General features: G+C 48.7%; 22 protein-coding genes. 14 read left to right on the plus strand and 8 right to left on the minus strand.

Annotated elements, in window-relative coordinates; all coding sequences use genetic code 11:
- Window positions 1-6 precede the first annotated feature (6 nt).
- Both RBH76_07290 and RBH76_07295 read left to right on the plus strand, forming a co-directional pair.
- Complete coding sequence (locus RBH76_07290; protein WMJ82544.1) at window positions 7-720, plus strand: pseudouridine synthase; 714 nt, start codon at window positions 7-9, stop codon at window positions 718-720.
- Between the two features lie 61 nt (window positions 721-781).
- Window positions 782-1,345 carry a phosphatase PAP2 family protein gene (locus tag RBH76_07295; GenBank protein WMJ82545.1) on the plus strand — a complete coding sequence of 188 codons (564 nt, stop codon included), beginning with the start codon at window positions 782-784 and terminating at the stop codon, window positions 1,343-1,345.
- Between the two features lie 110 nt (window positions 1,346-1,455).
- Here the strand turns inward: RBH76_07295 and dinB are convergent, their stop codons facing one another.
- Complete coding sequence (dinB, locus tag RBH76_07300; GenBank protein ID WMJ82546.1) at window positions 1,456-2,679, minus strand: DNA polymerase IV; 1,224 nt, start codon at window positions 2,677-2,679, stop codon at window positions 1,456-1,458.
- 249 nt (window positions 2,680-2,928) lie between these two features.
- Between dinB and RBH76_07305 the strand changes: the two genes are divergently transcribed.
- The gene (locus tag RBH76_07305) at window positions 2,929-4,521 is read left to right on the plus strand and encodes an MBL fold metallo-hydrolase (protein WMJ82547.1); all 1,593 of its coding nucleotides are present in this window, start codon (window positions 2,929-2,931) and stop codon (window positions 4,519-4,521) included.
- A gap of 497 nt (window positions 4,522-5,018) precedes the next feature.
- Entirely contained in the window at window positions 5,019-6,029 is a 1,011-nt protein-coding gene (locus tag RBH76_07310) for a hypothetical protein (GenBank protein WMJ82548.1), read from the plus strand.
- A 99-nt stretch (window positions 6,030-6,128) separates the two neighbouring features.
- Here the strand turns inward: RBH76_07310 and RBH76_07315 are convergent, their stop codons facing one another.
- Together RBH76_07315 and RBH76_07320 are read right to left on the minus strand one after the other, a co-directional pair.
- Window positions 6,129-7,136, minus strand: coding sequence for a redoxin domain-containing protein (locus tag RBH76_07315; protein ID WMJ82549.1), 1,008 nt, complete (start codon window positions 7,134-7,136; stop codon window positions 6,129-6,131).
- 19 nt (window positions 7,137-7,155) lie between these two features.
- Entirely contained in the window at window positions 7,156-7,827 is a 672-nt protein-coding gene (locus RBH76_07320; GenBank protein WMJ82550.1) for a cytochrome c biogenesis protein CcdA, read from the minus strand.
- Between the two features lie 259 nt (window positions 7,828-8,086).
- Between RBH76_07320 and RBH76_07325 the strand changes: the two genes are divergently transcribed.
- Window positions 8,087-8,944, plus strand: a complete 858-nt coding sequence (locus RBH76_07325; protein WMJ82551.1) for an ATP-binding protein — start codon at window positions 8,087-8,089, stop codon at window positions 8,942-8,944.
- A 236-nt stretch (window positions 8,945-9,180) separates the two neighbouring features.
- Here RBH76_07325 and RBH76_07330 read toward each other — a convergent pair whose 3' ends face one another.
- The 3 genes from RBH76_07330 to cysK form a co-directional block, all read right to left on the minus strand.
- Window positions 9,181-9,444: a metal-sensing transcriptional repressor gene (locus RBH76_07330; GenBank protein ID WMJ82552.1), complete on the minus strand. Its 264-nt coding sequence runs from the start codon at window positions 9,442-9,444 to the stop codon at window positions 9,181-9,183.
- Window positions 9,445-9,459: 15 nt separating this feature from the next.
- A complete protein-coding gene (locus tag RBH76_07335; GenBank protein ID WMJ82553.1) occupies window positions 9,460-12,039 on the minus strand; it encodes a heavy metal translocating P-type ATPase in 2,580 nt (859 codons plus the stop codon).
- Between the two features lie 442 nt (window positions 12,040-12,481).
- Window positions 12,482-13,411 carry a cysteine synthase A gene (gene cysK, locus RBH76_07340; GenBank protein WMJ82554.1) on the minus strand — a complete coding sequence of 310 codons (930 nt, stop codon included), beginning with the start codon at window positions 13,409-13,411 and terminating at the stop codon, window positions 12,482-12,484.
- 147 nt (window positions 13,412-13,558) lie between these two features.
- Between cysK and RBH76_07345 the strand changes: the two genes are divergently transcribed.
- The 3 genes from RBH76_07345 to RBH76_07355 all read left to right on the plus strand — a co-directional run bounded on the left by RBH76_07345 (window position 13,559) and on the right by RBH76_07355 (window position 16,806).
- Window positions 13,559-14,125, plus strand: a complete 567-nt coding sequence (locus RBH76_07345) for a hydrolase (GenBank protein WMJ82555.1) — start codon at window positions 13,559-13,561, stop codon at window positions 14,123-14,125.
- A 248-nt stretch (window positions 14,126-14,373) separates the two neighbouring features.
- The gene (locus RBH76_07350) at window positions 14,374-15,585 is read left to right on the plus strand and encodes a helix-turn-helix transcriptional regulator (GenBank protein WMJ82556.1); all 1,212 of its coding nucleotides are present in this window, start codon (window positions 14,374-14,376) and stop codon (window positions 15,583-15,585) included.
- A gap of 708 nt (window positions 15,586-16,293) precedes the next feature.
- A complete protein-coding gene (locus RBH76_07355) occupies window positions 16,294-16,806 on the plus strand; it encodes a DNA-deoxyinosine glycosylase (protein WMJ82557.1) in 513 nt (170 codons plus the stop codon).
- Here the strand turns inward: RBH76_07355 and RBH76_07360 are convergent.
- A complete protein-coding gene (locus tag RBH76_07360; GenBank protein WMJ82558.1) occupies window positions 16,776-17,504 on the minus strand; it encodes an NAD-dependent protein deacylase in 729 nt (242 codons plus the stop codon). The two genes, RBH76_07355 and RBH76_07360, sit on opposite strands and share 31 nt — an antisense overlap.
- A gap of 4 nt (window positions 17,505-17,508) precedes the next feature.
- Window positions 17,509-17,730: a DUF1653 domain-containing protein gene (locus RBH76_07365; GenBank protein ID WMJ82559.1), complete on the minus strand. Its 222-nt coding sequence runs from the start codon at window positions 17,728-17,730 to the stop codon at window positions 17,509-17,511.
- 132 nt (window positions 17,731-17,862) lie between these two features.
- Here RBH76_07365 and RBH76_07370 point away from each other — a divergent pair, with 132 nt between their 5' ends.
- The 6 genes from RBH76_07370 (at window position 17,863) to RBH76_07395 (ending at window position 24,884) form a co-directional block, all read left to right on the plus strand.
- Window positions 17,863-19,026 (plus strand): alanyl-tRNA editing protein, encoded by a 1,164-nt coding sequence (locus tag RBH76_07370; protein ID WMJ82560.1) that lies wholly within the window; start codon window positions 17,863-17,865, stop codon window positions 19,024-19,026.
- Between the two features lie 339 nt (window positions 19,027-19,365).
- Complete coding sequence (locus RBH76_07375) at window positions 19,366-19,938, plus strand: xanthine phosphoribosyltransferase (protein ID WMJ82561.1); 573 nt, start codon at window positions 19,366-19,368, stop codon at window positions 19,936-19,938.
- A gap of 75 nt (window positions 19,939-20,013) precedes the next feature.
- Window positions 20,014-21,153, plus strand: coding sequence for a BMP family ABC transporter substrate-binding protein (locus RBH76_07380; GenBank protein WMJ82562.1), 1,140 nt, complete (start codon window positions 20,014-20,016; stop codon window positions 21,151-21,153).
- A gap of 148 nt (window positions 21,154-21,301) precedes the next feature.
- Window positions 21,302-22,834 (plus strand): ABC transporter ATP-binding protein, encoded by a 1,533-nt coding sequence (locus RBH76_07385; GenBank protein ID WMJ82563.1) that lies wholly within the window; start codon window positions 21,302-21,304, stop codon window positions 22,832-22,834.
- The gene (locus RBH76_07390; GenBank protein ID WMJ82564.1) at window positions 22,834-23,928 is read left to right on the plus strand and encodes an ABC transporter permease; all 1,095 of its coding nucleotides are present in this window, start codon (window positions 22,834-22,836) and stop codon (window positions 23,926-23,928) included. Before RBH76_07385 ends, RBH76_07390 begins: the two co-directional genes overlap by 1 nt.
- Window positions 23,928-24,884, plus strand: a complete 957-nt coding sequence (locus tag RBH76_07395) for an ABC transporter permease (protein WMJ82565.1) — start codon at window positions 23,928-23,930, stop codon at window positions 24,882-24,884. The genes RBH76_07390 and RBH76_07395 overlap by 1 nt, the downstream gene beginning before the upstream one ends.
- The last annotated feature ends 13 nt before the right edge of the window (window positions 24,885-24,897 follow it).

A 24,897-nucleotide genomic window follows, 5' to 3' on the forward strand; every position in this document is an offset into this window, starting at 1 on the left:
ATTTTTTTGGCAATAATTCGTTTGGACAAGCTACTTTCAACGGCAAAGGGGGTTTCGCGCACGGACGCCAAACGGCTCCTGTCGGGTGGGGCCGTCACCGTGGATGGCCAAACCGTTAAATCTGGAAGCGAAAAAGTTGACCCGGTACACCAATCAGTGCTTTTAAAGGGTACCCCCATTATCTTTAATGAACGTATTTATATTTTGATGAATAAGCCGCTTGGGGTCGTTTCCTCCACCAATGACCCTACGAGTCGAACCGTTCTAGATCTGCTGGAGCCTACGCTGCGGCGCAAGGGATTGTTTCCCGCCGGCAGGCTGGATAAATATACTGAGGGAATGCTGATCATCACCGATGACGGCGACTTTGCCCACCGCATTCTTGCACCAAAAAATCATCTCCCCAAAGTCTATGCGTTTGAATTAGATGCGCCCATTGTCAATGCGGCGCTTGTTGAAAAATTTTCACAGGGGGTCTATCTCGGTGGCGGGAAAAGCTCGTCCCCAGCCATTCTAGAGCCACTGTCTGAAACGTCGGGACGGGTGACAATTTATGAGGGCATTTACCACCAGGTGCGACGGATGTTTGACCAAAACGGCGGAAAAGTGACCCGCTTAAAACGGATATGTATCGGCGGACTTGCACTCGATCCGACCCTTGCACCAGGCGAAAGTCGGTTACTTTTTCCCAAAGAATTGGAAAAATTGATTTATTTTTGAAATTCTATTTGACGCATGTTTTTCTCAATGCTAAAATACGCATTGAAAGTGGGGTGTTGAAATGGCGTATCTGGAAGCGATTGACAATTCCAGCCTATGGCTGATTCACGATTTGTTTCATTCTGGTTTTCTTGACTGGCTGATGCCCATTATCACTGCTCTGGGCGATTACGGCGGCATCTGGGTGCTGATCTGCTTTATTTTACTCCTGCGCAAAAAGACTCGCATGGCAGGTGTAACTATGGCATTAGCCATACTGACCTGTTATCTCTTCGGTAACCTTTTCTTAAAAAACTTTATTTGCCGCGCGCGCCCTTATACCGATGATCCGACGATTAAGCTGCTGATCCCCCCCGACAGAGAGCTTTATTCCTTCCCTTCGGGGCATGCTATGTGCAGCTTCGCCGCAGCGACCACACTGATGCTGTGGCGTTATCGGTTTGCTCTGGCCGCCATGGCACTGGCTGCACTGATCGCTTTTTCTCGTATTTATCTTATGATGCACTATCCGCTTGATGTGGGTGCGGGTATGGCGTTAGGCATATGTTCAGCTATTGTTGCCTGCCGTATTATCAAATTCTATGAGCAGCATCGGCGTTATCGTATCAAAACAACACAACCTTAATTTATTAAAATCCGGGCAAGGCCGATTGACCTGCCCGGATTTATGTTTTTTAATAAGAATTATCATACTGTTATCGATAGCGTCTAGCGGCATGTTTATATTTGTGGGATTTAATCGTCCTCGTGTGATTCATGTTCAAGACCAATATCGCTGATCATTACGGCGCCGGTTGAAATACTGTCGCGTCCAAATTTTTCGCGCACCGAATCGATGGCCGTCTCAAGCCTTTTGCGGCGTTCACGCTGTTGAGGCGGCGTGCCGAAAAACGAGAGCTGTTCGGCGGCCTCAGCGGCATCCACCAGATTGATGCCCGTTACCGTCAGCATCCTGATTGGGGTTTGACCGTTCCAGGCGCCTGCCACTAGCTTCATCGCCGCTTCGGCCAGCTCTGAAGACAGTCCGGTCGGGTTTTGCAACGGACACTGTCGCGAGGTGGTACGCATATAGGTGTCCTTTATTTGCAACTGCACAGTCCGACAGCAAAGGCCATACCGACGCATCCTTGTGGCAACCTCGTCGGAGAGTGCCGCCACCCCGACCCGGATATCCTTGATGTCGGTTAAATCTCGCCGAAAGGTCATACCGTTACCGACCGATTTTATCTCCCGCGGGGTATCCGAGCGCTGAACCACACTGTCATCCATGCCGTTGGCATAGTCATAAATCTGTCCACCCAGCTTGCCCAACCGAGTTGTGAGCTGCGCGGGGTCTGCAGCAGCCAGCTGACCGATGGTTTGGATATAGATGTCTGACAACGTTTTCTCCACCGAGGCCCCGACATATAATAGGGATGAAACCGGCAGCGGCCAGATCATCTGTTGCCAGTTCCGACGGTCAATGACGGTAGTGGCATCCGGCTTTTTATAGTCCGAGCCCATTTTTGCAAAAATCTTGTTGAACGAAACCCCGACCGAAATGGTTAGTCCTGTTTCCTGCCGCACCTCATGCCGCAATCGATTGGCAATCTCGCGTCCGGCCCCGAACAGATTTTGCGAACCGGTCACATCCAGCCAGGATTCATCGATGCCAAACGGCTCGACCTGGTCGGTATAGCGCCGATAGATCTCGTTGACCAGCCGCGAATATTTGACATATTCGTTGCGATGGGGACGCACAAGCATCAGACCGGGGCATTTACGCTGTGCCTGCCAGATGGTTTCAGCTGTTTTGACGCCAAACCGCTTGGCCTGCTCATTTTTAGCCAGAATAATGCCATGTCGGCTGTTGGGGTCGCCGCAGACCGCCATCGGCCCTGCACAAAGCTCGGGGTTCAAAACCGTTTCAACTGAAGCAAAAAAACTATTACAGTCGCAATGCAGGATCACTCTGTCCACAGCAGCCACCTCTCTTTGCGAACCATTGTAGCATGTCCGGCGAGCGGCTTCAACGCTTAAGTGTCGCGTGATTTTAGCATGTTTTATGATTATTCTGTAAAACTTTATGAAATTCGAGTTTTAAAGATGACATAATCCGTGCAAAACGTTATAATAAGTTTATCTGTTAAACGGGCGTCCTTGCACGTTCGCTTTCTCTCAGCTAAAAATGTGCAAATTTATGCTTGGCATATCGAAGGAGGATACGCAATGAAACTGACCTTTCTGGGCGCGACCCACGAGGTAACCGGCAGCTGTTTTTATATTGAAGCCTGCGGCAAAAAACTGATTATCGACTGCGGCATGGAACAGGGCCCAAACTTTTTTGAAAACCAGGAAATTCCGGTCGCGGCAGGCGAACTGGATTTTGTTTTGCTAACGCACGCACACATCGACCACTCCGGCATGTTGCCGCTGCTGTGCAAAAATGGTTTTAAAGGCGAGATTCATTCCACTGAAGCAACCGCCGATCTTTGCAATGTGATGCTGCGCGACTCCGCTCATATTCAGGAGTTTGAAGCTGAATGGCGCAACCGAAAGGCCAAGCGTGCCGGCCATGATGAGTATGTGCCCATCTACACAATGGATGACGCTATTGCCGCCATCAATTGTTTTATGCCACATCCCTATAACCAGAAAATCGCTGTTGCGCAGGGAATTGAGGTTCGCTTTATCGATGTGGGACATCTTCTGGGATCGGCTTCCATTGAGGTTTGGTTGACCGAAGGAGATGTCACCAAAAAGCTGGTTTTCTCCGGCGATATTGGCAACCTCAACCAGCCGATTATCAAAGACCCACAGTATATTCCTGACGCCGACTATGTCGTCATGGAATCGACCTATGGTAATCGAAATCACGGTGACCGGCCCGACTACATAAAATCGCTCACCGAAGTTCTCCAAAAAACTTTTGACCGTGGCGGTAATGTAGTCATTCCGTCGTTTGCAGTGGGTCGTACGCAGGAGATGCTCTACTTCATGCGCGAGATCAAGCAGAAAAAGCTGATCACCGGACATGATTTCACCGTCTATGTCGATAGCCCGCTCGCCATTGAAGCGACTAATATCTTTCACCGCAATGGCCGGGAGTGCTTTGACGAGGCAACGCTTGAGCTTCTGAATCAGGGCATCAACCCCATAAGCTTTGAAGGGCTTAAAGTATCAGTCACCTCCGAAGAGTCGAAGATGATTAACTTTGATACCGAGCCCAAGGTGATTATCTCAGCCAGCGGCATGTGTGACGCGGGGCGCATTAAGCACCATCTCAAACATAATCTCTGGCGTAAAGAAAGCACCATTCTTTTTGTTGGTTATCAGGCTGTGGGCAGTCTTGGCCGTTCGATTGTGGATGGCGCGCAAACCGTCAAGCTTTTCGGCGAGCCGATTGAGATTCACGCCGAAATTGAGCGTCTAGCCGGCATCAGCGGCCACGCTGACAAAGACGGCCTGATGGCGTGGATCGGTCATTTTTCTCCTAAGCCTCAGCGCGTGTTTGTTGTGCATGGTGAAGATGAAGTCTGTACCGGTTTTGCTGAGGAACTGGTTTCACTGGGCCATACAGCCGTTGCACCCTACTCTGGTACCTGCTACGATCTGGCCACCAACACGCTGCTAATTGAAAAGGGACCCATCCCAATCAAGAAGGATTATGCTGCGCGGCGTGCTGAAACAATGTTTTCGCGTCTACTGGCTGCGGGCAAGCGGCTGCTTGAGGTCATTGAGCACAACCGCGGCGGTACAAACAAAGATCTTGCACGTTTTGCCTCACAGATTCAGTCGCTTTGCGATAAATGGGACAGATAATTTAATTGACAACCACTGGGTCACCATAGAGAGAGATTTCTGCGGTGGCCCTAACTTTTTTTAAAAGCTTTCGCCCAGCTTGCAGACGGCCAATTGCGCGTTTTGTCACCCGCCAGCGAAAGGTTTGGCGTACTTTGTACACCTCGATGTAAAAGCGGGAGTGAGTGCGAAACCCCAGTGTTGTGTCAATCAATAAGATAGTCGCCACAACATTTTCTGGGGCGCTATATTTGAATTTCCTTTTCATTGATATAACACGGAAATTATTTTAGCATTATCTCACTGGAATACCAAAAACAACATTGCAACAAAAATGCATACTCCCAAACACTTAATATTCGAACGCGCTTACTGCGTGGTTCACCGGTAAAGAGAACCAGAGGAAGGAGAGCCCCCTGATTCTTTTTACTATTACCCACCAACATCATGGAAGAGCCGTAAAACGCGGCTCGCGACGTAACCGCCGGGTACAAACAAGTATTTAGGAGGAACGAACCATGAAGAAAACTCTCGCGCTTGGCCTTGCAACTGCAATGATGCTGAGCATGGGCGCGGCTGTCTCTGCAGCAAATGACGACGCCCTTTACCCCGTTGGCGCAATCAGCGACTCGGCTTATCTCTATAGCAGCGATGCGTCTGCTGTTGATATGGCCAATCCTGTTGAAAGCGTCGCTTATGGCAAAACCCTGTACTACCCGCTGCTTAACAACGCTGAGGCGCCGGCAGAACCCTTCACCTATGTCTATGAGTCTGACGCTGTTTCAGGCATCAAAGTTAAGGCTGATTGGGATATGAACGGCAAACTGGTCAAGAATGTTGAGATTGCTAAGAAGAAGGTTACCGGCGAAACCCTTTCGCAGAAGTACATCTACTTCCTGGCTGTCACCCTGGACGACTCCACCAGCACCTCTTCTATCGATGTTATCGGTACTGTTGAGATGCGCAAATCCGGCAGCTTTGACTACGAAGATATGCAGCTTGACGTAAACATGGAAGTTGCTTACCCTGTTGCTGATGAAGCCCTTATCACCGAAGATCTCCAGATTTTCAAAGAGGGTGCAGGCTTTGTTGGTGAGTCTGAAGAAGAGTTCACCTTTGAGTGCGATGACGACAGCTACTTCACCGTCAACACCGTTGGCCAGAGCAAGCTGCTGATTTCTGCTTCCACCGATTTCGATTCCGATATCGCAGACCTCTATCCCGATGCTAACCTGAACTTCTTCTATGGAAACGGCGCTACCTTTAACAAGACCGGTATCCTGACTCTTGCCGCTGACGAAGGTTCTTTCCTCTATCAGCTCAAGGACGACGGCATGGTTCGCCTGAATGCTGAGTATGACGAGTATGATGAAGCTTTCATCATCAAGACCAAGACTCTTGGCAAATACATCGTTTCCGACACCGCGCTGACCATCGTCAACATTCCTAGCGACAATGGCGATAATGGTAGTGACAATGGCGACAATGGCGGCAGCGTCACCAACCCCGGCACAGGTGCTGCGCTTTAATTAACGTGCATTCTCTCTAAATGACAACATTGACCTCATCATAAAGCCGCGGGGGCGAAGGATAAAAATCCTTCGCCCCCGCTTTTTTGTAATTGACTGCTATTCCTGTGTGGTTTCATACGGCCAGTCTATGATACCCCCCATATCGTAAACATGATTATACCCCATTGCCACCAGCTCTTTTGCAGCTGCCTCGCTGCGCCTTCCACTACGGCAGTAGACAAAAATCACCTGTCGCTTATCCGGCAACTCTGCCTGAGCACGTTCGGCCAGTTCATAATCGGGTATCAACACCGCACCGGGGATACGCTTTTCTTTATACTCCTGTTCAGTGCGCACATCCAGTAGAACGTAGGTGCTATCCTCCGTTTCACTAAACTCGTCCATCATCTGTTTGGCATTTTCAGCATCTATTTTGGTATAGACCGGATCCATTGTACACCAGCTTACATTCTTTTGTTCCAGCTCCTGTCCGGCGTCTTGCTCCTGTGCTATCTGTATACCTCGCCGCAGCGCCTCTTCGTCAATCATGCCACCCGCATAAGCCGCAAGGTTGCCGTTTCGATCAATAAAATATGTGGTCGGGAAGCCGGTAACGCCAAAGGCATTGGTACCTTGTGTACCTTGGTCGTCAAAAAAAACCGGGAATGAATAGCCCTTTTCAGCGTAAAATTTTTCTCCTTTTTCACGAGTCTCCCGCACGCCGTCGGTCACGTTAAGCATCACAAAGGTAACTTCGTCACCCAGCTCTTGATAGACGGTGTCAAAATCCGGCATTTCCTCAACGCAAAATCCGCACCAGCTCGCCCAGAAGTTCAGCACAATCGGCTTACCCTTTAGGCTGTCAAACTCCATGGTGTTGCCCTCAAGATCGGTCAGGGTAAAGTTCGGCGCAGGCGTACGCTCCGGCTCTTCAGCCGCATTGCCCTCTCCTGATTGTTCACCCTGTGACGAGGTAGCCTCCCCTGCCTGTGACGAAGAAGTTATCGGTTGTAAGTTATCGGTCAAATAGTTCTCGCCCAGCGCTTTATAGCCCAAATAAGCCACCGCTATTACGCCGCATAGCAGCAAAACGGTCAGGCCAAGCTTTTTATTTTGCTTCATCATATTCTACTCCTTTCTGTTATCACAAGCTCAATAGGGCCAAAAACCGCCCCATCTGACCCGTCATCATTAAAATACCCACTACAACCAGCAGCAATCCTGAAACGGTATTAATTATATTATAATGCGTTTTTATCCAGTTAAAACTGCCCTGTAGCTGATTTAGAAGTAAGGCCGCCAGCAAAAACGGCACCCCCAGTCCCAATGAGTAGCAAAGCAGCATCAGAATACCGCCAACAGCTGACCCCTGCTGCGACGCCAACATCAGCGCAGAGCCTAAAAACGCCCCGACACAAGGCGTCCACCCCACAGAAAAGACCATTCCGAATAAAAACGTTGAAAAGAAGCTGTGGGAAACCGTGGCTGTTTTATGTTGCATCACACGGTTTAAAAAACCGATTTTAAAAACACCGAGATAGTTTAAACCAAAAATTACGACTATCGCACCGGTTATTAGATTGACCATGACCGTGTGACGGCTCAATAACCCGCCCAGCGTACCCGCAAAAGCCCCCAGAGAAACAAACACAGTGGTAAATCCTGCGATAAAACCTAAAGCGCCCTTGAGCGTTTTTCGGGTATTGCCCTCGCCATTTTGCCCGGCAAAATAAGAGATATACACCGGCAGCAGCGGCAGCAGGCAAGGAGAAATGAAGGTGATAATCCCTTCGAGAAATAACAGCAGATACTGCATAGCGACCTCCCAAAATTATTTTTATGAAAATCATACCATATGAGTATGTTCTTTGCTAGCGCTTTTAAAAAAGTTTACATTTTTAACTATCTGGACACGGAGCGCTTAAAAAACGGACTAAAATCAAGATTGTTCAAAATATCCCCGACGACTTTTAACCATGTCATGAAAATTTTTCTCACTCTTTACTGTTCATCTGTGGTGTGCTATGATATCCCTATTAAAATAATAGGTTTATACCGCACGAGGATAAAACAAGATGGAACGATACAGGGAAATTGAACACAGTCTACACAAAAAGTTTAGCAAAACCATTTGGAGCAAATTTGTAGGCGCCATAAAAGAATATCAAATGCTTTCTCCCGGCGACCGGGTTGCCGTCTGCATTTCGGGGGGCAAGGATTCAATGCTGCTGGCAAAGTTGATGCAGCAGCTACACAAGGTTAGCGACTTCCCTTTTGAAGTGAAGTTCATGGTCATGGATCCTGGTTATCTACCCGAAAACCGCAAAATGATTGAGGATAACGCCGAGCAGCTTAATATTCCGATTACTATTTTCAATGCCAATATTTATGATTATGTTTTTAGCCAACCCAAAAACCCCTGTTATTTATGCTCGCGTATGCGGCGCGGCAATCTTTATGCGCAGGCAAAGGCTCTTGGATGCAACAAAATTGCGCTGGGCCACCACTTTGACGACATGATTGAAACCGTTCTCATCAGTATGATATACGGCTCTCAGGTTCGCACGATGATGCCCAAGCTGCACAGTGATAATTTTGAGGGAATGGAGTTAATTCGCCCGCTTTATCTAGTGCGCGAATCTGAAATTATCCGCTGGAAGAACTATAACAAGCTGGAATTTTTGCAGTGCGCCTGTCGCTTTACCGAGTGTTCCACCGCCGACACCACCACTTCAAAGCGTGCAGAGATCAAGGCGCTGATTGCAAAGCTTGAAAAGGGCAATTCTCAGGTACCGCTCAACATTTTTCGCAGTGTGCATAACATTAAGCTGGGCGCGGTCATTGGCTATACACTAAACGGTGAGCAGCACAGCTTTTTGGATGACTACGACCGAGATACTGACGCAGGCCCTGACGATGGGTTGATGATCTAACATTTGATTGGTCGGATTCGACTGAAAGTTGCTTTACTCGGACTGGATAAAGTATTTGAATGTTAGAAAAGCACCCTAAAAACACCAATCTTTAACGAAGCAACCCTTACGGTATCTATATATATGTCGGATTTTATCCCCCACAAGTTTTTGAAAAGCTTACTAAAATTTTAATATAGATAAAGATATAAAAGAAGCGGTGTTGCCCAAAAAGCAGCACCGCTTAATCTTTGAATTTATTTTGACATTTTGTCAATCAACTTCATCAGCTCATCGACCTTTTGTTCGGCATTGCCCTGCTGGGCAGCTTCAAGCAGGCAGCCATGCATGTGCGCAGCAACCACCTCGCGGTTGGCCCGGCGCAAAATCGCCTCGGTGGCCATCAGCTGGGTCGAAATATCGATACAGTAGCGGTCATCCTCCACCATGCGCAGGAGGCCATCAATCTGACCCCGCGCCGTCTTGAGCAGCCGCGAAACCTTTTCTTTATCTGCGCGCATAAGACGCTACTCCTCTCAATTGCCAAACAGGCCTTTTTTTTCAGTGACCGATACTGGCTCAAACCCCGCTTCGCTCACTGCTTTCATCAGCGCGTCGTCCGCCACTTCTGACGCAAGAGTAACCGTTGCGGTTTTTTTGGCGAGATCCACCTTGGCAGAAGCGACCCCCTCTACCGCCGAAAGCGCCTTTTCGACCGAGGCTTGACAATGCTGGCAGCTCATGCCATTGACTGTGATGATTTTCTTCATATCATTTTCCTCCAGTTCTTGATTGGTTTGCTGAGATTCTAACTGTGGCGAAACTGCGCTTTGCACATCTACACCGGTGGGCTGCGGCTTAAAGAACCGCAGTCTTAATGCGTTGCTAACCACGCAGACCGAGCTAAGGCTCATGGCCGCAGCGCCGAACATCGGGTTGAGCTTTAGTGCGAACATCGGATAAAGCAACCCAGCAGCTAGCGGAATGCCGATAACGTTGTAGAAAAACGCCCAAAACAGATTCATTTTGATATTGCGTATCGTTGCATGAGAGAGCCGCAAGGCTGTGACCAGATCTAGCAGATCACTTTTCATCAATACGATATCAGCCGATTCAATGGCGATATCAGTTCCAGCACCAATCGCGATACCCACATCGGCACGGGTCAGCGCCGGAGCGTCATTAATGCCGTCGCCAACCATTGCAACGCGCTGCCCCTGCTCTTGTATGGCGCGGATCTCGCGCTCTTTATCCTGTGGTAGCACCTCGGCCACCACGCGGTCGATATCAAGGCTCCTGCGAATTGCCTCGGCAGTTTTACGATTATCACCGGTGAGCATTACCACATCAACGCCGAGCGCCTTGAGCTGTGCGATAGCCTGGCGGCTGGTAGGCTTGACGACATCTGCCGCCGCGATGACACCCAGCAGCTCACCACCTTTTGCAAAGTAAAGTGGTGTTTTGCCCTGATCAGCCAGTGCGTCACACTGTTTTTCCAACTGCGTACAGTTTATATTTTGTTGTCGCATCAGCGCCGCGTTACCAGCAAAGTAAATCTCACCCGTAATCTCGGCCGAAAGTCCCTTGCCGGAAATGGCCTCGAACTTTTCGACTACCGATAACACCATGTTCTGCTGCCGGGCATATTCGGTGACCGCCTCGGCCAACGGATGCTCGGAGGCCTGCTCTAAAGATGCCGCTGCCTGCACAAGCGTCTCGGCGGTTACACCTTCTGCCGGTAGCACGTCGGTTACGCGAGGCTTACCTTCAGTGATGGTGCCAGTTTTATCGAGCACAACTGTCTGTACGCTGTGCGCCGTCTCCAACGCCTCGGCCGATTTAATCAAAATACCGTTTTGCGCACCTTTGCCAGTAGCAACCATGATGGCAACCGGCGTTGCCAACCCCAGCGCACAGGGGCAGGAAATAACGAGTACCGCGATGCCGATAGATAACGCAAATTCAAAGCTTTGCCCCGCGATCAGCCATACCGCAGTGGCGATAACTGCTATGGTGATGACGACCGGTACAAAAATACCACTAATCTTATCCGCAAGCTTGGCGATGGGCGCTTTTGAGCTGCCCGCCTCTTCCACAAGACGAATAATCTGGGCGAGCGTCGTGTCGTCTCCCACTTTTTGCGCCTCAAATTTAAAGTAACCTGTTTTATTGATGGTGGCGGCAATAACGTTATCCCCTACTGCCTTTTCGACCGGAATGCTTTCGCCGGTGAGCGCCGACTGGTCGACTGCCGACGAACCCTCGACAATGACGCCGTCCACTGCAATACTCTGTCCAGGGCGCACTACCAGAATATCCCCCTGCCGCACTTCGGCAACGGGAATTTCGCGTTCGACGCCGTCCTTTATAACAGTTGCCGTCTTAGGTGCCAAATCAATCAGTTTAGCAATGGCCTCGCTGGTTTTGCCCTTTGAACGCGTTTCAAGATATTTCCCGAGTGTAATTAACGTTAAAATTGTCGCGGCGGATTCAAAGTAAAGATCGCTGTGATAACGCATGACCAGTCCCATGTCACCCACGCCTAGACCGTAACCTATGCGGTAGATGGCAAACACGCCGTAAACCACTGCCGCGGTCGAACCGATTGCGATAAGTGAATCCATATTGGGTGCGCGGTGCCACAGCGTTTTAAAACCCACCTGAAAAAACTTACGGTTGACATAGAGCACCGGTAGCGTCAGCAAAAGCTGGGTCATGGCATAGGCGATGGCGTTTTGCATTCCAACCATAAAAGGCGGTAGCGGTACCCCCATCATATGCCCCATTGAAATATACATCAGCGGCACAAAAAAGATAAAAGAAACGATGAGGCGATGTTTCATCTCGGCCAACTGCTGTTGCAGCAATGATTTTTCAGACTGCTTTTCAGCACCCTGTACAGATGTATCGCCCGTGCTGGCGCCGTAGCCCGCCGCCGTCACCGCCGCCACAATGTCGGGGTCGTTTACTTTATCGGGTTGATATTCTACCGTCATTTTGTTAGCGAGCAGGTTGACGTTGACCGACTGTACGCCCTCAAGCTTTTTCACCGATCGCTCAACATTGGCTGAGCAGGCTGAGCAGGTCATGCCCGTAACAGTAAAAGATTGTTTCATGAGAACTCTCCCTCCCCACCCCCCAGGGGTGTGTTTTTCTTTAGTTTAGCATTTTGTCATACAAAACGCAAGTCCCCTTTTATAATTTGTTTTTTTAATGGAAAAACACCCACGAATCTAGAATTCGCAGGTGTTAACATGCCAAAATATCAAAAATTTATAAAAACAAGATAAAACTCAGCGCCTCGAAAAGTCAATTCAATAAAATATAGTTACAGGAGGAGGTAACAAGGTCGTGTCGAGCTGCAGCAGCATCCAAGCCACCCACCGAAATTAGCAAAACCGTCTATCGCAAGCGTTGAGACGCACAAAGTGCGCTGGACCGCCTACTCATGGGCGAGAAAACAAAAAATTAAGTTTGCGAAACTGCGCGTAAAAAACTGTGCGGGTCAAAGCGCCTTTCCCGGTAAGCTGAAGTAAGAACGTTGACCCGGATAAAGGTTTATTGGAACACTTCGGTAGAAAGGTAACGCTCGCCAGTATCTGGCAAGACCACCGCTATCATTTTACCCATGTACTCAGAGCGTTGCGCAACTGCGAGTGCCGCCGCTAACGCTGCGCCACTTGAAATGCCCACCAGTAGCCCCTCTGTACGTGCTACCGACTTCGCGGCGGAAAACGCTTCTGCATCAGTGACTGAAATCACCTCGTCATAGACATCGCGATCAAGAACTTCAGGGATAAAGTTGGCCCCGATACCTTGAATCTGATGTGCCCCGGCATAACCCTTGCTCAGCAGAGGTGATGCCGCAGGCTCTACCCCAATGATTCGTATATCCGGATTTTGTTTTTTGAGATAGCGTCCCACGCCGCTCAGAGTTCCACCCGTGCCGAAAGTCGCGATAAAAACGGCTACCTTGCCATCAGTATCCGCCCAAATTTCGGGACCGGTCGTTTCGTAATGCGCCTGCGCATTTGATGGATTCTCAAACTGGCTTGGAATGAAGCTGTTGGGCAACTGTTCTGCAAGCACCTTTGCCTTTTCGACCGCTCCAGCCATTCCCTTGATGCCTTCTGTTAAAATAATCTCAGCGCCATAGGCCGCCAAAAGCCGTCGTCTTTCTATACTCATAGTATCAGGCATAGTTAAAACGACCTTGTACCCCTTGACCGCCGCCACCATGGCTAGTCCTATGCCGGTGTTTCCGCTTGTCGGCTCAATAATGGTAGAGCCGGGCTGAAGTAGCCCCTTGCGCTCAGCATCTGTAATCATAGCAAGACCAATACGATCTTTGGCGCTTCCGCCGGGGTTAAAGCTTTCAAGTTTAGCCACTATCTGCGCATTTACATCATGATTTTTTTGGAAAGTCGACAGCTGAAGCATTGGTGTCCTGCCGATTAGATCAATCACATTTTCAGCAATTTTGATCATGCTCTACCTCGTTTCTACACTGCAATAATGTCTTGAAGTGTTTTTAGTATGCGCATTTGGGGCATGTTTGTCAACAAATTAGTTTGACTTTATGCTACCCTAAGGCTAAAATAAATTTATTGTCAAAATAAAGGAGCCTGATTTTTTATGACACGCGAACAAGCTTGGAATCTTTTGACGCAATACAACAAGGAGCCCTTTCACCTTAAGCACGCCGTAACGCTCGAAGGCGTTATGCGTTATTTTGCCATTCAGCTGGGGCATGCCGACGAGGCAGATCTCTGGGCTGTGGTCGGTTTGTTACATGACCTTGATTTTGAACAATTTCCCGAATCACATTGCATAAAGCAGCAACAGCTGATGAAGGAAGCCGGCATTGATGACATTATTATACGCGCTACCGCAAGCCATGGTTGGCCGCACGCTGTTGATATTGAACCGGTCAGTGAGATGGAAAAGGTACTTTACGCCACCGATGAGCTCACCGGCTTGATAGGTGCTGTCGCGCTGATGCGCCCTTCTAAAAGTGTTCAGGATATGGAGCTTAAATCGGTCAAAAAGAAATTTAAAACTCCAGCGTTTGCAGCAGGATGTTCCCGCGATGTAATCCAAAAAGGGGCTGAGCTGCTTAGTTGGGAGCTCGACGAACTGATTTCACAAACAATTCTAGCCATGAGAACCTGTGAAAAAGATGCCAATCAATTCAATGCTTAAAGCCTGGCGTTTTAATTTTTATAAGGCGGCAAAGGATAACCTTTGCCGCCTTATTTCACCTACCATTTGACGTAAAAGCTCCGACATTTTTCATCCTTTTTCGACAAAACAATAGTGGTTTTTGAACGTATAAAACAACTTTTTCTACAAAATTTGTGGAACAACGCAATATAATACACAGGTATAAAATGTTATAATTATTGGTAAATCGTTGATACAAGAAGAATATTTATGAAAGGAAGACTATTTTGAAGAACGCTTCTCCTGTATATGAATGCATACTCACTGCAAATGAGCAAGGGTCCTGTTTAATATTAAACAGTGTAACAGAAGCATTCTGTCGCGTGGTAGGCATCAGCCCCCATTCTCTGGGAATGCCCCTTGAAAAAGTAGTTGCTCAAAAAACCGCCGCCTGGATATATCAGGCCTTTTCTTATATTAAAGATGGCAATGAGGCCATCCGAGACCTACGCGAAATTCAGGGCAGTTTCTGGTGCTATTCTCTTGCTTATAATAAACCAAAGCTTACAGTTTCGCTGTCTCCTATCTGGGACGTAGATGAGGCCAATCGTACCTATAGCGTGAATAACCTTGCTAACATGTCGCTAAACAAGTTCCATGGTTCATTTCACGATTCGCTTCTAATCAACTGTAACGAAAGCAACTATAAGATAGCAAGCATCAGTCCTGCTCTTTCGCAGCTGTTGGGAATAACTATCGGCGATAACATTGATACGCTATTTTCTTACATGCAAAACCTCTGTACCGACAGACTTATAAAGCGCTCTATGGAGCTCAACAAAGTTCATTACTATATGGATGTATATGAGCATGATAAAACGACTTGTCATCTGTTGATCACGCTGATTCCGTTAAACCACTTTGAACGGTATATGCTCATTGGGCTTCATAAATTGCAAGAGCGTGACTATTATCAGATGATGAAATCGATCGACACAAGCCCTCGACAAATCTGCGAGGCAGGAAATATCGGTGTGGCTGTTATCGAAACGGAAAACTGTAAATACAAGAGAATCATAAACGCTAATACTTGTTTTAACCGTCTGGTTTATTCGCATGAGGATTTTGAACTACTGCGAATCAAGATCATTCCAGTTTGTTGCGCTAAACAGAGTATCCTTACTGCTTCACGCCGCCTAGGCAACCTGAATTGCCTGATTGCTGCTATTCCAACACTAAACTCCAACCAAATATTTCTGTTCATCATACCTGACACCGGGCCGCAACCATCCATACAGAGTTTGGCTAACCGACTTACCAAACGAGAATTTGAAATCGCCTGCCATATTGTCAACGGAAATTCCATCAAGGGCATCTCGGCCGATTGCGGCATCTCAGAAGGCACCGTAAAGAAAAATCTTTCAAATATTTATAGCAAGCTCCAGATCAACAACCGCGTCGATCTGGTCCGCTTAATTTTCCCAACGGTAATTAACTAATTGCGTCTACCACGATACCTTTCAAATGGTCGGGATGTACATCATGGCGCCTGAGTCGATCACAGAGGGTTTCGACAAACTTCCTGTCTGAGGAGATATCTTCAATGCAGCAGACCGAGTCACTGCACGGCTTCCCCTCCTCATATGCTCTCAGGCCAAATACGCTGAACGATCCTAAGTCTTCAATGTGTTTCTCTGAACATACAATCTCATAGCAGATGATCACTTTGCTACACTCCCCTTTATTCTTGGATGCAAAATTATCATATCAAACTTCCAATAACTATATCCATACTAAAAAAGTTGGGTTGATAGGTTGTTTCGTGAATATTAAGCTTTGTTTTGTGCAACAAGAATAACCGATCAAATATTTCATAGCCTAACTACAATAAGAACTGTCATGCTCACTTGTTTTCTACAAAATTACATACCGAGTTGTTTTGGATGTTGTAATACAGTTTTTTATTCAGTTTAACCTTTTTAGCATTTAAGCCAAAATTTTCACACAAAAACAACGGAAGAACCCTTTAGATTTTACAATATTTTCCCCTCGGTTGATATGCGCCGAGGTTTTTGTCTGTGGTCTATTAACTTACAGATTGGCTATTACGTGCCTGTGGCCTATATCTGAGGCGCAGCAACCCAATGTGTTATAATAACGTCATGTAAAATTACTGAGCAGTAATGTTTTAAAAGAGGTGACTGCTGATGAGACAAACCGTTGAACACCCCTTATCACCCATCTATGATGAGCATTCCAGAATTTTAATTCTTGGCACAATGCCTTCTCCAATGTCAAGGCAACGAGCTTTTTACTACGCGCACCCACAAAACCGTTTCTGGCAAATTTTGTGTGCATTGCTAGGGCGTCCCCCAGTAGGCGATAACAATGCCCGTCGAAGCCTTTGCCTTTCACACGGCATCGCCCTTTGGGATGTGCTGCAAAGCTGCACCATAGAGGGTGCCAGTGATGCCAGTATCAGAGACGCTGTGCCCAACAATATTGCCCAAATACTCGCAATAGCCGATATACAGGCGATATTTACCACAGGCCAAACAGCCGGAAGGTTTTATCACCGCCTGTGTGAACACAGCACCGGTAAACCCGCCATTGTGCTACCCTCTCCCAGCGCGGCTAACGCCGCCATGCGCCTCGACACGCTAATTGAACGCTACCAGATCCTCCTGCCCTATCTCGGCGAAGTACCAACTTGTATTTGAGAAAGCACCTCACCGATAGGCGCGCAGAGCACCAGCTCTGCGGCGTCATCCAATCGGGTAGCGTCGCGGTTAATCAGCACGATTTTACCGCGAACATAATTGAGCAGGCCCGCCGCCGGATAGACCGCCAGACTCGTTCCGCCCACAATGACCAGATCAGCCGACCGCAGCTCAGACACTGCCCGCTCGACGGTATCGGTGTCCAGTGCCTCTTCATATAGCACGACATCCGGCTTTATCACACCGCTGCAATCACAGTGGGGTACGCCGGGGCCGCGCATGGCGTTTATTCCATATGCCTTACCGCAGGACATACATCGATTGCGCAACATTGAGCCGTGCAATTCCAACACATTTTTGCTGCCGGCCAGCTGGTGGAGCCCGTCAATATTCTGAGTGATGACGGCCGCGAGCTTGCCGGCTGCTTCTAATTCGGCAAGCTTTTTGTGCGCCGCATTGGGCTCTATATTGCTGTACATCATTTTGGTCTGATAAAACCTATAAAAGTCCTCAGTGTGCCTCATAAAAAAGCTATGGCTTAAAATGGTTTCAGGCGGATAGTTAAACTGCTGATTATATAACCCATCCACGCTTCGAAAATCCGGTATACCACTTTCAGTCGATACCCCCGCGCCACCGAAAAAGACAACCCTTTGGCTTTGATCGATCAGCTTTTGTAGTTTTCCAAGACCTTTCATACATTTATTCCTTCCCAATATACTGAAAGCGTGGCTGCGTCTTCCCGCCATGCATAATTGTTTCATGCCACATGCCGGCCGGGCGTACCCAGATGCCGCTTTCGCCATAAAGCGCCTGATACACGACATAAGGTTCCAGCGTTTCACTGTGGGTGGCGGTATATAACACGCGATATTCATTTCCTTTAAAATGTCGGTAGCGTCCGACGCGGATGGTCTGTTCCATACAGCTGACCCCCTATCTGATTTTCTTTTACTATAGCACAAACGCTATTTTCTACAAGGGCTGACAGTTACCCCTTTATTATGCTATACTAAAATTTATTAATTTTAACCATGAAACCGGGGTGACCTTTTGATGCTTGAGAAAAGACTATTTCGTGAAAACCCTTACCAGATTGAGTTTTCGGCAACGGTGCTTTCCTGTGTGCCGCAAGGGGAACATTTTGCCGTGGCGCTCGATGCTACCTGTTTTTACCCCGAGGGGGGCGGGCAACCCGCCGACACCGGCATGTTAGGGAATGTAAAGGTGCTGGATGTACACGAAAGGGACGAGGACATCCTACACACCACCGACGCGCCGCTGACCGTCGGCGAAACAGTCATTGGCAAAATTGATTGGCTGAAACGCTTTTCGTTAATGCAGCATCACACCGGTGAGCATATTGTTTCCGGCATTGTCCACAAGCTGTTTAAGCTGGATAACGTTGGTTTTCATATGGGTAGCGCAATGGTCACCGTCGATTTTAACGGTGAACTTTCGGCTGAACAACTGGCTACCGTCGAGCTTGCCGCTAACCGCATTGTGTTTGCCAATATTCCGGTGCAGGAGTACTACCCCGATGCAAGTGCACTGACGGCGCTTAATTACCGCAGCAAAAAGGCCTTATTCGGGAAGGTGCGCATCATCACCGTGCCGGATGCCGACTGCTGTGCCTGCTGTGGTACCCATGTGGCAAAAACCGGAGAAATCGGTCTGATCAAGCTGTTGTCTCCCCAGCGTTATAAGGGCGGCACACGTGTGGGCATGCTTTGCGGCGAAAGGGCGCTGACCGATTATCGTCAGAAGGATGCTTCGGTTGCGGATATCTCTCACATGCTTTCGGCTAAACCGATAGAGGTTTCCAAAGCCGTACAGCGGATTCTCAGTGAAGCTGACGCGCTACGCGCCGAGTTGGTCGCAGCAAAGGACAAGCTTTTTACCGTCCGTCTTGAATCTGTCGACCGTGGCGACGGTCTGTTGTGCCTGTTCGAAGATAATCTTACCCCTAACGAGCTACGCCGGTTTTGTATGCAGTTGATAGATCATCGCTCCGGCCCTTGTTTGCTGCTTTGCGGTGACGACGAGAACGGATACCGCTATGCGCTCGGCGTAGCCCAAGGCGATGCACGCACGCTTTCAAAGGAACTACATCAAACGTTGGGTGGCAAAGGCGGTGGCAACGCACAGGTGGTACAGGGAACCATTGCAACCGACCACACTCGAATCGCTGAATATGTCGCCATGAAGCAGGTTTTTTAAGAAGTGGAAATTTTTGCTTCGTCGCAATTCCCAAAGTAATTCGAGTTTTTTCTCGCTTTTCCATCAAAGACACTATTTTTTACAAAACGCTAACTTTTCATCTATAAATAGGTGACAAGCCCCCTCTTTTTTGATAGAATTTTTACTGTAATACTAATCTTCGATTAAAAAACTGTATTTTAGTTGAAGACAGTCGCCTATGCAGTGTTGTTTTATTGCTTTTTAAAGCGAAAATACGTTTTATACAATTCAATTGCTCAAAGTCCTGTTTCATGATTTTGAGATGGTATTGGTTTGATTTTGTTTCATAACCGTTTAGAGAGTTGAGGTAATGGCGCTATGCAGCTGCTAAAAAATCGTATTCTTAAAGACGGACAGGTAAAGTCCGGAAACGTCTTAAAGGTGGACAGTTTTTTAAACCATCAAATGGATATCGGACTGTTTGGAGAGATCGGCAAGGAGTTTAAGCGTCGATTTGCCGACTGTGATATCAATAAGATTTTGACCATAGAGGCTTCCGGCATAGGAATCGCCTGTATTGTCGCACAGTATTTTAATGTCCCTGTTGTTTTTGCCAAAAAGAACCCCACCAAGAATATTGCGGGTGAGGTGTATACTAGCCGTGTTGAGTCGTTCACCCATGGAAAGGTGTACGACATTATTGTTTCAAAGCGCTTTTTAACAGCAGATGACAAGGTGCTGGTTATCGACGATTTTTTGGCGAATGGTTGTGCACTCAAAGGGCTGATCGAGTTGGTCAACGGCGCGGGCGCGACGCTGGTGGGTGCCGGAATCGTCATTGAAAAAGGTTTTCAGGAAGGCGGAAAGCTCATTCGCGATATGGGCGTGCGAGTCGAGTCGCTCGCAATTGTCGATGCTATGGATGATCATGGGATCGTCTTCCGTGATTAACAGTGTTTGCTCGCGGCATCCGCCGCAGTAATAAAAAAGAACATAGGCTACCATAATTAGGAGGATGAAAAAGAAATGAAGAAAAGTCTTGCCATTTTGCTGGCTGCCGGCATGTTACTGTTAGGCGCATGCGGCGGTACTCCTGCTTCCAGTCAGGCCGCTCCTGCCGCCTCTTCCGAGGCTGCGCCCTCTGAAAGCGCACCGGCGAATGCCATCACAAAGGATAACATCAAAATTGGCGTCATTCACATCTCTGACCCCGCTGAAGGCTCGGGCTATACCTTTACTCATGATCAGGGCATCATCGGCATGCAGACGAATCTCGGTCTGCGCGACGACCAGATCATCCGTAAGATTAACATCAACGACAGCGACGCGACTGCAATTGAGACCGCGATGCTTGAGTGCATCGAGGAAGGTGCCAACATCATCTTCGCCACTAGCTGGGGCTACATGGATACCTGCGAAGCGCTGGCTGAAGAATACCCCGATGTGATCTTCTCTCATGGCTCGGGTTATAAGTCCAATGGCAAGAACTTCAATAACTATTTCGGCCGCATTTATCAGGCTCGTTATCTCGCCGGCATTGCCGCGGGTCTTAAAACTCAGAGCAACAAGATCGGTTATGTCGCCGCTTGGGGCACCGAGAATGGCGAAGTCACCAGTGGCTTGAACGCTTTTGCAATGGGTGTCAACTCTGTTAACCCCGACTGCGAGGTTTTTGTTAAGACCACCAACAGCTGGTTTGATCCCGAAGGCGAAAAGCAGGCTGCCGAAGCCTTGATCGCTCTGGGATGCGATGTTATTGGCCAGCACTGCGACACCCCCAACCCCCAGCTTGCCGCTGAGGAAAAAGGCGTCTGGGGCGTTGGGTACAACTCTGACATGTCCAAGGATGCGCCCAAAGCTGTTTTGACCAGCGCTGTCTGGAACTGGAGCACCTATTACTCCTGGGCGGTTGAGCACGTCCTCAACGGCACCTGGACCGGTGAAAATTACTATGGTGGACTGCCCGAGGGCTTTGTTGACATCACCGCACTTTCTGACCTGTGTGCCGAGGGCACCGTGGAGAAGATTGAAGAAGCCCGCCAGAAAATTGGCTCCGGCGACTGGGATGTATTCGATGGTGAAATTGAGGGCAATGACGGCCAAATGCACACCAGCGAGTATTATAGCGACGTCAACTGGTACTTCAAGAACATTGTTGTAAAGTAACTGCTGCACCGCCAAACACAACGATTTAGGCCGGGGCGGTCATTCAAAAATGACCGCCCCGCTCTTGATTTTATTTGTTGAAAAGCGCCGCCGGATTAACCGACGGCACTTTTGAGTGAATAATTTATTTTTACAGAGGGGTGATCACGTGGAAGCGTCTTCTCAGTCCCACTTCGCAATTGAATGCAAACAAATAACCAAACGCTTTGGCAGCGTGCTGGCCAATGATGGTATCGATCTTGCGGTAAATCACGGCGAGGTTTTAGCACTTCTAGGCGAAAATGGATCGGGTAAAACTACTTTGATGAACATGCTCTCGGGCATTTATCGCCCCGATTCCGGTGCCATTTCAGTGAATGGTCAGGAGGTAACGATCAACTCACCGGTGGATGCGATGAAGCTTGGCATAGGCATGATTCATCAGCACTTTAAGCTGGTCGAAATATTTTCGGCGATGGATAATATCGTTCTGGGCACCGCTGAAAAGCTGTTGCCGCCAAAACAATTGCGCCGTAAAATTGAGGAAATTTGCAGTGCCTTTGGATTAGAAATTGACCCCTTAAAGCGGGTATGCGACATGTCGGTCAGTGAAAAGCAAACCGTCGAAATTGTCAAAGTACTTTACCGCGGCGCACAAATTCTGATTCTAGATGAGCCGACCGCCGTGCTCACCCCGCAGGAAACCAACCGGCTTTTCGCCATTCTGCGGCGGATGAAACAACAGGGCTGCGCCATTATCATCATCACCCATAAGCTAAACGAAGTGCTCGAGATTTCTGACCGGGTCACCATCCTGCGCAAGGGCAAGAGCATCGATACTGTCGTCACTGGCGAGACAAGCCAGGCACAGCTGACCGAACTGATGGTCGGCCGACCGGTCAGCCTTGAAATCGACCGGCCCGAGGCCCACTCACCAAAGCCTATTTTGAAGGTTGTGGATCTCACGGTGCCCACCGCCGATGGTAGCGTGGCTATAGATGACATTTCGTTTGAGATTCGAACCGGCGAGATTCTCGGCGTGGCGGGCGTGGCCGGCAGCGGACAAAAGGAGCTGTGCGAAGCAATTGCCGGCCTGTTAAAGCCAAAAAAGGGCGCTATTTTATACAAAAAGGAAAATATCGTCGGTAAATCACCATCTGAAATCATTGCGCTGGGCATCAGCATGAGCTTTGTGCCTGAAGATCGCCTGGGCATGGGGTTGGTTGCCTCCATGGGTATGGTGGACAATATGCTACTTAAATCTTATCACACCAACGGCGGCATCTTTGTCGACCGCAAACCCGCCAGAGCGCTGGCTGAACAGCTGATCAAAAAGCTTTCGATCGTGACGCCCGGCGTCGATACCCCGGTGCGGCTCTTAAGCGGCGGAAATGTTCAAAAGGTTCTTTTGGGACGTGAGATTGAATCGTCACCCAACCTACTTATCACCGCTTATCCGGTGCGCGGACTGGATATCAACTCCTCTTACACCGTATACGATCTGCTTAATGAGCAAAAGCGCCGCAACGTGGCGGTTATGTATATTGGCGAAGATTTGGATGTGCTACTCGAGCTTTCTGACCGGATTATGGTGCTGTGCCACGGCAAGATCACAGGCATTGTGGATGCACGCTCCGCTACCAAGGAGCAGCTCGGCCTGATGATGACGGGGGCTACACCCCAGGAAGGAGGCGACGCCTGATGCAAAAGATCGGCAACGGTAATCACGACCCGTTAATCCGCATTGTCAAGCGCGCCGAAAAAACCCGCAGCCAAATTCTCCTGCTGCGGCTGCAAGCTGTATTGATCTCGCTGGTTGCAGGCGGTGTGTTTATTTTGGCCATTGGCTACAACCCCATGGAGATTTACGGCACCATTCTTTCGGGAGCATTTCGCAGCAAGATGGCAATTCAGGCCACCGTGAAATACGCCATTCCACTTACCATTTCATCGCTGGGTGTCACGCTTGCTTTCAAAATGAAATTCTGGAATATCGGCGCCGAGGGGCAGATCATCGCGGGCGCTATCTGCGCGTCTTATTTTGCGCTGTTTCATGCTGACTGGAACCATTGGCTATTGATTGCCGTCATGTTTTTGGCAGGCCTCATCGGTGGTGGGCTATGGGGGCTGATACCTGCCTTTTTCAAAGTTAAATTTGATACCAACGAGACGCTATTTACCCTGATGCTCAACTATATTGCATTACACATCGTCTCTTACCTGCGCGACGGTCCGTGGAAGGACCCAGGCGCGGCTGGCTTTGCTAAAATTGCACGGTTTAATAAAAACGCCGCACTGGATAAGGTTTTCGGCATACATATCGGTTGGATGGTTGCGCTGGCGCTTGTGATCATTGTCTATATCTATCTCAGTCGCACCAAACAAGGCTATGAGATCAGTGTCGTAGGTGAAAGTCAGGAAACTGCACGTTACGCCGGCATGAACGTCAAAAGGGTTATTTTGCGCACCATGTTTTTCTCGGGTGCAATCGGTGGCATTTGCGGTATGGTACAGGCCACCGGCTCAGACATCACGCTAACTACTTCCGTCGCCGGAGGCGTAGGCTTCACCGCTATCATTGTCGCATGGCTCGCGCAATTAAACCCCTTTGTCATTTTAATTGTATCGTCTCTCTTTTCAATTCTGGAAAAAGGCTCCGGTGTCGTGCAATCTACCTTTGGCCTTTCCACGGATTGTGCTGACGTTTTACAGGGCATCATTTTGTTTTTTATCTTAGGGTGCGAGTTCTTCATCCGCTACACCTTTTCGATCCGCAAGAAAGGAGGGGAAAAGTAATGGACATGCTGATTAAATTCCTTGTCGCCGCCGTACTGGCGGGCACACCCCTGCTATTTGGCACCGTCGGCGAAATTTTAAGTGAGCGTGTCGGCCACCTAAACCTTGGCGTAGAGGGTATGATGTCCATTGGCGCGTGCGCGGGCTTTATGACCGGTTATTACACTAATAATTTTATATTAGCCATTCTGGCCGCTTTTTTGGGTGGCGCCCTCTCGGCGCTGATTTACGCCGTGCTCACCGTCACCTTTTTTGCAAACCAAAATGTCACGGGGCTGACGTTAACGATTTTCGGCATTGGACTTTCAAACTTTGTGGGTGTATTGATGATCAGTCGCTCGGCGGATAAGACCTTAAAGCTGCCAGAGACGATTACCGCCCAAATGCGCGGCATCGATTTTGCGGGGCTGGGCAAACTGCCGGTCGTCGGTGAGCTGTTGTTTTCATATAATCCGTTTGTTTATTTGGGCATTGTAATTGCCATTGCAACAGGATATTACCTACAACGAACCAAAACTGGCCTCAACGTCCGCGCCATCGGTGAAAATCCGGCGGCAGCCGACGCGGCGGGCATCAATGTCACGGTGCTTAAATATGTCAATATCGTCGTCGGTGGTGGCATCTGCGGCATCGGTGGGGCATATTGCTCAATGATCATCAACAGTGGTGTCTGGATAAGCGATAACGTTGGCGGCCTCGGCTGGATCGCCGTGGCGCTGGTCATCTTCGCGGGCTGGAAGCCGGTGAACGCCCTTTATGGCTCGTTTATATTTGGCGCACTGCGTGTGCTTAAATATTACGCAGCAAAGAGCCTGTTCCCCTTTCCAAACGCATTTTATGATATGCTACCGTTCTTGATTACAGCACTCGTGCTCATCATCAGCTCAGTGCGGAAAAGCAGCGGCGCGCACATTCCCGCCAGCTTGGGGCTTAATTACTTCCGCGAGGAGCGGTAAGCTTTCTGCTCAG

The organism is Oscillospiraceae bacterium MB24-C1, assembly GCA_030913685.1.
In the GTDB taxonomy this organism is placed as follows: Bacteria; Bacillota; Clostridia; order Oscillospirales; family Ruminococcaceae; genus Yanshouia.

What these genes read in the sequence shown, in the direction of transcription:
- RBH76_07295 (WMJ82545.1), top strand. Translation starts at nt 782, where the DNA reads ATGGCGTATCTGGAAGCGATTGACAATTCCAGCCTATGGCTGATTCAC.
- RBH76_07305 (WMJ82547.1), top strand. Translation starts at nt 2,929, where the DNA reads ATGAAACTGACCTTTCTGGGCGCGACCCACGAGGTAACCGGCAGCTGT.
- RBH76_07310 (WMJ82548.1), top strand. Translation starts at nt 5,019, where the DNA reads ATGAAGAAAACTCTCGCGCTTGGCCTTGCAACTGCAATGATGCTGAGC.
- RBH76_07315 (WMJ82549.1), bottom strand. Translation starts at nt 7,136, where the DNA reads ATGATGAAGCAAAATAAAAAGCTTGGCCTGACCGTTTTGCTGCTATGC.
- RBH76_07320 (WMJ82550.1), bottom strand. Translation starts at nt 7,827, where the DNA reads ATGCAGTATCTGCTGTTATTTCTCGAAGGGATTATCACCTTCATTTCT.
- RBH76_07325 (WMJ82551.1), top strand. Translation starts at nt 8,087, where the DNA reads ATGGAACGATACAGGGAAATTGAACACAGTCTACACAAAAAGTTTAGC.
- RBH76_07330 (WMJ82552.1), bottom strand. Translation starts at nt 9,444, where the DNA reads ATGCGCGCAGATAAAGAAAAGGTTTCGCGGCTGCTCAAGACGGCGCGG.
- RBH76_07335 (WMJ82553.1), bottom strand. Translation starts at nt 12,039, where the DNA reads ATGAAACAATCTTTTACTGTTACGGGCATGACCTGCTCAGCCTGCTCA.
- cysK (WMJ82554.1), bottom strand. Translation starts at nt 13,411, where the DNA reads ATGATCAAAATTGCTGAAAATGTGATTGATCTAATCGGCAGGACACCA.
- RBH76_07345 (WMJ82555.1), top strand. Translation starts at nt 13,559, where the DNA reads ATGACACGCGAACAAGCTTGGAATCTTTTGACGCAATACAACAAGGAG.
- RBH76_07355 (WMJ82557.1), top strand. Translation starts at nt 16,294, where the DNA reads ATGAGACAAACCGTTGAACACCCCTTATCACCCATCTATGATGAGCAT.
- RBH76_07360 (WMJ82558.1), bottom strand. Translation starts at nt 17,504, where the DNA reads ATGAAAGGTCTTGGAAAACTACAAAAGCTGATCGATCAAAGCCAAAGG.
- RBH76_07365 (WMJ82559.1), bottom strand. Translation starts at nt 17,730, where the DNA reads ATGGAACAGACCATCCGCGTCGGACGCTACCGACATTTTAAAGGAAAT.
- RBH76_07370 (WMJ82560.1), top strand. Translation starts at nt 17,863, where the DNA reads ATGCTTGAGAAAAGACTATTTCGTGAAAACCCTTACCAGATTGAGTTT.
- RBH76_07375 (WMJ82561.1), top strand. Translation starts at nt 19,366, where the DNA reads ATGCAGCTGCTAAAAAATCGTATTCTTAAAGACGGACAGGTAAAGTCC.
- RBH76_07380 (WMJ82562.1), top strand. Translation starts at nt 20,014, where the DNA reads ATGAAGAAAAGTCTTGCCATTTTGCTGGCTGCCGGCATGTTACTGTTA.
- RBH76_07390 (WMJ82564.1), top strand. Translation starts at nt 22,834, where the DNA reads ATGCAAAAGATCGGCAACGGTAATCACGACCCGTTAATCCGCATTGTC.
- RBH76_07395 (WMJ82565.1), top strand. Translation starts at nt 23,928, where the DNA reads ATGGACATGCTGATTAAATTCCTTGTCGCCGCCGTACTGGCGGGCACA.